Source organism: Actinomadura fibrosa, from assembly GCF_900659615.1.
Classification (GTDB): domain Bacteria; phylum Actinomycetota; class Actinomycetes; order Streptosporangiales; family Streptosporangiaceae; genus Spirillospora; species Spirillospora fibrosa.
In genome coordinates this window covers 1-5887 of the sequence record NZ_CAACUY010000388.1, presented here as the reverse complement: position 1 = coordinate 5887, position 5887 = coordinate 1, and the positions used below count along the sequence as shown (strand labels likewise).

Sequence of the window (5887 nt, the reverse complement as noted above, 5' to 3'; positions counted from 1 at the left end):
GGATCAAACTCTCCATCAAGGCCCAACGACCACCCAGGGGGCGAACCCCAGGCAGCCAAACCTCAGAAGAAATCCCAGCAAACACCACACCCCCAAAAAAGGGGCTGATGCATTGCCTCAAAGAAATCCCCACCACCGAACCCCAAAAGGAAACGATGGCCACGGGGCGACCCGACCGACCAATCAGGTCGACCGAGCCGATAAGGCACTGGCTTTTAACACGCTGTTGAGTTCTCAAGAAACGGACACCCACCGCGCCAGACCCGCTCTCGCGAGCCCCGCTCCGGGGCAACCCTTCTAACTTACCGGAATCTTCGTCCCTGTCAACCCCACTCTTGGAGTGGATCTTCAGGTTCGGCGCCCGTCCCCCGTGCGTCATCGCAGGCGACGAAGATCGCCTGTGAAGGATCGTTCGAGGGAGTCCCCAGGGCCGGCCACCTTGCGGCGTCCTGCATCCCGTCTCGGGCTGACCTGTCCAGAGTACCTCGGCCCGAAGCGTGCTTCGAACTGTTTTCCTCTGGCGGCGTCCCCTGAGGCCGTCCGCCGTCCGGCGTCCCGCATCCCCTTGGGGCAGGAAGAACATTAGGCAGCCCCGGGCACCCCGTCAAATCGAACCGGCCGCCTCCGCGTCGGGGTTCGGAAACCCCCTGGTCACGCGTCCTTCAGCCGTCGGCGTCAGTGCCGCGTCAGCGGGATGTCAGCGCTGAGCGCCCGCCGTGCGTGCCGTGTCAGGGCCATCGCGCACGGTGGTGAAGCGACGGAAACGAAGAACTCCGAGAGGTCGAGATGAACGATGTGATCCGGGCCGAGGGCCTGCGGAAGCGGTTCGGGGACACCCGGGCCCTGGACGGTGTGGACATCGCGGTGCGGAGGGGCACCGTGCTCGGCGTGCTGGGTCCGAACGGGGCGGGCAAGACGACGGCCGTCCGGATCCTGGCGACGCTGCTCAAGCCGGACGCCGGCCGGGCCGAGGTGGCCGGCTACGACGTCGTCAAGGACGCGGTGCGCGTGCGGGCCAAGATCGGGTTGACGGGCCAGTACGCCTCGGTGGACGAGGAGCTGACCGGGTTCGAGAACCTGGTGATGATCGCTCGGCTGCTGGACTTCGGGCGGGCCGAGGCGCGGGCGCGGGCGCGGCAGCTGCTAAACCGGTTCCGGCTCACCGACGCCGCGGCGCGGGCGGTGAAGACCTACTCGGGCGGCATGCGACGGCGGCTGGACCTCGCGGCGAGCCTGATCAACCATCCCGAGGTCATCTACCTGGACGAGCCGACGACGGGCCTGGACCCGCGGGCCCGCAACGAGGTGTGGGACACGGTGCGGGAGGTGGTCGCGGACGGCGCGACCGTCCTGCTGACCACGCAGTACCTGGAGGAGGCCGACGCGCTCGCGGACCGGATCGCGGTGTTCGACCACGGCCGGGTGATCGCGGACGGCACGCCCGACGACCTGAAGGCGCGGACCGGCCGGCAGACGCTCGTCGTCCGGACGGCCGAGCACTACCGGACGGCCCAGCTCGCGGCGATCGTCACCGACCTGACCGGGGAGCGCCCGGACGTGCAGGAGCAGACGGGGCTGGTCACCGCGCAGGTGCCCGACCCGACGATCCTGTCGGCGCTGGTGCGTCGGCTGGACGACGCGTCCATCGTGGCGGCGGAGCTGGCGCTGCGCATGCCGAGCCTGGACGAGGTGTTCCTCACGCTCACCGGCCACGTCGCCGAGGAGCCCGAGGACGAGAACGAGACCGAAATGATCACCGAGGGGAGCGTGGCATGACCGCCATCACGACCGACGCGCGGCGGGTCTCCGTCGCCGAGCCGCCCGCGCACATCAGCCCGCGCCGGACGCTGCGCCACGGCCTGACGCTGGCCTGGCGCAACATCGCCCAGTTGAAGCACTCTCCGGAGAAGCTGCTGGACACGACGCTGATGCCGATCATCTTCCTGCTGCTGTTCCTGTACGTGTTCGGCGGAGCGGTGTCGGGGAGCACGCATTCGTATCTCCAGCAGCTGCTGCCGGGTCTCGTGGCCCAGATGGCGATGTTCGCGACGATGGGGCTCGGGACGGCGCTGAACGAGGACATCCACAAGGGCGTGTTCGACCGGTTCCGGAGCCTGCCGATCGCCCGGTCGGCGCCGCTGATCGGGACGGTGCTGGGGGACACGGTCCGGTTCCTGACGGTGATCACCGTGCTGGTCGGGTTCGGGTCGGCGCTGGGGTTCCGGTTCCACACCGATCCGCTGTCGGTGCTGGCCGCGCTGGGGCTGGCGTACGTGTTCTACCTGGCCGTTTGCTGGCTGTCGGTCCTGGTGGGGCTCGTGGCGCCGTCGCCGGACACGGTCCAGGGCCTGTCGTTCATGTGGGTGATGCCGCTGACGTTCGGCAGCAGCATCCTCGTCCCGAACACGTCCACGATGCCGGGCTGGCTCCAGGCGTGGACGAAGGTCAACCCGGTCACGCATCTGGCCGAGTCCATGCGCGCGCTCATGGTGGGCGGGCCCATCGGCAACCACGCGTGGTACACGCTGGCCTGGGCCGCCGGGATCGTCGTCGTGGCGTTCCCGCTGGCCATGCGGATGTACTCGCGTCGTGCATGAGCGGTGGCGTGCGCGGGCGCAAGGCGCGCCTGTCCGGTAGCGGATGCCGGGCGGGCGCGCCTTCGCCGTTCGCGGCACGTTTCGGACGCGGCGCGGGCGACTCGGCGGCCGGGCGTCCGGTGTCGGGTCAGGTGGGCTCGATGAGGGAGGCGGCCTCGGCGATCATGGCGTCGCGGGGGACGTGGCGGCCGCGGTCGTAGGCGGCGGCGAACGCGTCCTCGCCGAGCGCGGCCGTCGCGGCGGCGACCGTCCGGCGGACCTCGTGGGAGCCGTTGTCGCGGAAGCCGTGCAGGCCGTGGGCGATGCCGAGGAGTTCGGCGGCGCGGACGCCGTCGCCGCGGGCGGCGCGCAGCGCGGCGATGCCCTCGACGAGGGCGGCGAGGGTGGGGTTGCCGGAGAGGGCGTCGTTCTCGACGCCGTCGAAGGCGCGCAGGTGCCAGCGGGTCGCCTCGTCGAGGTCGCCTCCCTGCTCGGCGAGGCAGCCGAGGCGGCTGTAGGTCCTCCGGGTGGCCTGCTGGAAGTCGGGGCGGTGCCGGCGGGGCTCGACCCAGTCGTACGCCCGCTCGGCGTAGGGGCGGGCGGCGGCCAGGTCGCCGTCCGCCATGGCGAGCTCGCAGAGCATCAGGGACGCGGACGCGGCGTCCGCGAAGTCGCCGACGCGCTCGGAGGCGGCGATGGCCTGGTGCAGTTCCCGCCGGGCGCGCTCGACGTCGCCGAGCTGGGCGCGCGCCCGGGCGAGCTGGACGAGCATCGACGCGCCCTGCTCGGGGTTGACGCCCTCGACGGCGTAGCGGTAGGCCTGCTCGCCGAGCCGGACGGCCTGGGTGAGCTCGCCGCGGGCCATGGCGACCTGCATGAGCGCGCTCAGGCTGATGAGCTCGCCGAACCGGTCGCCGAGCTCGCGGAACGCGTCCTGTCCGGTGGCGGCCTCGGTCGCGGCCTCGTCCACCTGGCCGGTGTTCAGCGCGATGAAGGCGAGCATGACGTGGACGACGGCGCGGATCCAGGGGTCGGGATGGCCGGCGATCTCCACGAGCGCCTGCCGGGTGCCCTCCATGTCGCCGGTGAAGACGCGGGAGGCGGGCCGCATGAGGACCAGGACCGGGTGGCGGGGCGCCTCGGGGACGAGCGCGGTCGCGCGGTCCAGTGACTCCCGGAGGTGTTCCGCGGTCGTGCCGTCGTCGGCGGTCACCAGGGTGATCAGCTCCGCGGAGATCTTGCACAGCGCGTACTGCTCCGCCAGTCCCGGTGGCGGCTCGGGGCCGAGGATGTCGCGGATCGCGACGGACCAGCCGCCCGCCTCGATCTCCAGGTCGCGCATCAGCCAGAACCACACGAGGGCCCCGACGAGCCGGAGGCCCGTCTCCGCGTCGCCCGTGTCGGCGATGTGCCGGAAGGCGGCGGTGAAGTTGTCGCGTTCCGCGCTGAGCCGGTCGAGCCAGCGGAGCTGGTCGCCGCGGCGCAGCTCGGGTTCGGCGCGCTCGGCGAGCCAGACGCAGTACGCGGCGTGCTCGGCGCGGACCCGCGGCGCCTCGCCGGCCTCCTCCAGCCGCTCGCCCGCGTAGACGCGGACCGTCTCCAGGAGGCGGTAGCGGACGTCGGGATCGCCCTCCGCCATGACGAGCGACTTGTCGATCAGCGCGGCGATGACGTCGATGACATCGTGCGGGTCGGGCGCGTCCGGGGCGTCGAGCCCGCAGACGCGAACGGCGCTCTCCGGCGTGGCGCCGCCGGCGAACACCGACAGCCTGCGCAGGACGGTCCGCTCGACGTCGTCGAGGAGGTCCCAGCTCCAGTCGACGACCGCGCGGAGCGTGCGGTGCCGGGGCAGGGCGGTGCGGCTGCCGCCGGTGAGGAGCCGGAAGCGGTCGCCGAGCCGCGCGGCGACCTGGCCGGGGGTGAGGGAGCGCAGGCGGGCGGCGGCCAGCTCGATGGCGAGGGGGATGCCGTCGAGCGCCCGGCAGATCGCGATGACGTCCGGGGCGGTCTCGTCGTCCACGGCGAAGCCGGGGCGCACCGCCGCGGCGCGGTCGGCGAACAGCCGGACGGCCGCGTAGCCGAGGGCCTCCGCCGGGTCGGGGCCGGGGTCGTCGTGCTCGTCGGGCGGGGGCAGCGGGAGGGACGGCACGGGGCACAGCGACTCGCCGGTGATGCCGAGGGGCTCGCGGCTCGTGGCGAGGACGCGCACGCCGGGGGCGAGTCCCAGAGTGCGGTCGACGAGGCCCGCCACCGTGTCGATGAGGTGCTCGCAGTTGTCCAGGACGATGATCATCTGCTTGCCGGCGAGGAAGTCGATCAGCCGGTCCAGCGGGCGGGCGGCCGTGCGCGTCTCGCCCGGCCGGACGGTGTCGGGGACGCCGAGCGCGGCGACCACGGCGGGCACGACGTCGACCGGGTCGCTGACCGGGGCGAGCGGGACGAACCAGACGCCGTCCGGCAGCTCGTCGACGAACGGGGCGGCGCTCTCCCCGGCGAGCCGCGTCTTGCCCGCGCCGCCGGGTCCGGTGAGGGTGACGAGCCGGGTCTCGCGGAGCAGCTTGCCGACGCGCCGCGACTCCTCCTCGCGTCCGACGAAGCTGGTGAGCTGCGCGGGCAGGTTCGTCCGCGCGGCCCGGTCCCGGTCCCCGCCCGGCATGGTGATCGCGGGCACGGGCGGCGCGGAGGCCCCCGGGCTGGAGGCCACGAGGGCGGGCGCACCAGCGCGGGCCTGCGCCCCATGTCGAGCGCCGACCGGGCGGCCTCGTACCGGGCCAGCAGGCGGGTGCCGCCGGACGAGGGCACGACCCGGGGGGCGACGGCGGCGACGCGGGGGTCGTCGAAGTGCGGCATGAGCGTGTCGAGCCAGCCGTGCTCGGGGCGGCAGTCGGAGTCCACGAACGCCACGAACGGCGTCCGCGCGAGCCGGAGCCCGGTGTTGCGCGCGGCGGCGGGCCCCCGGTTGCGGGCGTGCCGGACGAGCCGCGCGCCGTGCGCCTCGGCGGCGCGGCGCAACGGCTCCGGATCGGGGGACCCGTCGTCCACCACGATCGCGGGCACGCCCTTCACCGCGGCCAGGGTCGCGTCGAGCTCGGCGGCGCGGCCGAAGGCCGGGATCACGACGGTCACGTCGTGCGGGCCGGGACGCGGCGCCGGGAGCGGCAGGGCCAGGCCGTGGTCGAGCAGCCGCCGCGCGAGGGCGCGCCCGATGGGGGAGTCGTCGGCCGCGCCGCGCGGGCCCGCCTCTGCCAGGTAGTCGGCGAAGCTGGCGCGGATCTGCGCCAGTGCGGCGGCCGCTTGCCAGGACGCCGTGA

Annotated in this window: 4 protein-coding genes and 1 pseudogene; 3 read left to right on the top strand and 2 right to left on the bottom strand. The window is 73.4% G+C overall.

What is annotated here, in order from left to right; translation table 11 throughout:
- Window positions 1-786: 786 nt before the first annotated feature.
- Window positions 787-1776 carry an ATP-binding cassette domain-containing protein gene (locus tag E1300_RS46845; protein ID WP_131763723.1) on the top strand — a complete coding sequence of 330 codons (990 nt, stop codon included), beginning with the start codon at window positions 787-789 and terminating at the stop codon, window positions 1774-1776.
- Window positions 1773-2597, top strand: coding sequence for an ABC transporter permease (locus tag E1300_RS46840; protein WP_131763722.1), 825 nt, complete (start codon window positions 1773-1775; stop codon window positions 2595-2597). Before E1300_RS46845 ends, E1300_RS46840 begins: the two co-directional genes overlap by 4 nt.
- Window positions 2598-2724: 127 nt before the next feature.
- Here E1300_RS46840 and E1300_RS51985 read toward each other — a convergent pair whose 3' ends face one another.
- Both E1300_RS51985 and E1300_RS54120 read right to left on the bottom strand, forming a co-directional pair.
- Window positions 2725-5247, bottom strand: a complete 2523-nt coding sequence (locus tag E1300_RS51985; RefSeq protein WP_207400397.1) for an ATP-binding protein — start codon at window positions 5245-5247, stop codon at window positions 2725-2727.
- Window positions 5248-5393: 146 nt separating this feature from the next.
- A pseudogene (locus tag E1300_RS54120) lies at window positions 5394-5642 on the bottom strand (glycosyltransferase); the annotation flags it as partial.
- Here E1300_RS54120 and E1300_RS51980 point away from each other — a divergent pair.
- Window positions 5544-5887 (top strand): hypothetical protein (locus E1300_RS51980; RefSeq protein ID WP_207400398.1); only part of this gene is annotated, 344 nt, incomplete at its 3' end. The pseudogene E1300_RS54120 and the gene E1300_RS51980 sit on opposite strands and share 99 nt — an antisense overlap.

Excerpts from the sequence above, each read along its gene's own strand:
- E1300_RS46845 (WP_131763723.1), top strand. The coding sequence starts at position 787 with ATGAACGATGTGATCCGGGCCGAGGGCCTGCGGAAGCGGTTCGGGGAC.
- E1300_RS46840 (WP_131763722.1), top strand. The coding sequence starts at position 1,773 with ATGACCGCCATCACGACCGACGCGCGGCGGGTCTCCGTCGCCGAGCCG.